This is a genomic window from Planktothrix paucivesiculata PCC 9631 (genome assembly GCF_900009265.2).
Classification (GTDB): Bacteria; Cyanobacteriota; Cyanobacteriia; order Cyanobacteriales; family Microcoleaceae; genus Planktothrix; species Planktothrix paucivesiculata.
Genome location: NZ_LR735152.1, coordinates 1 through 267, shown reverse-complemented (window position 1 = coordinate 267; position 267 = coordinate 1). Strand labels below are relative to the sequence as shown.

Sequence of the window (267 nt, the reverse complement as noted above, 5' to 3'; positions counted from 1 at the left end):
GTTTCATCTTCCCCTTTTTTGAGGATTACCTTTCGATTCTTGGCGACTCCCCCTATATATTTTAATCCTTTTTTCTCTAACTCTTGTAAAAAACTTGTGTTATTTCCATACCCGGCATCTGTTAGCACAATTCCCGGTCGATATCCTCTGTCTAAGCTCCTCTCTATTAATTCTAATGCTATTTCTGGTTTCTTTTTAAATTCGGGGTCGGCTTTTCCTAAGGGTAATGACTCGGCTTTTTGATATAATTCTATATCTAATGGTAAG

1 protein-coding gene is annotated in these 267 nt (G+C 37.1%); it reads right to left on the bottom strand.

Going from position 1 to position 267, the window contains the following annotated elements; genetic code table 11:
- On the bottom strand, window positions 1-267 hold a 267-nt coding region (locus tag PL9631_RS25900; protein WP_156090734.1), incomplete at both ends, for a transposase.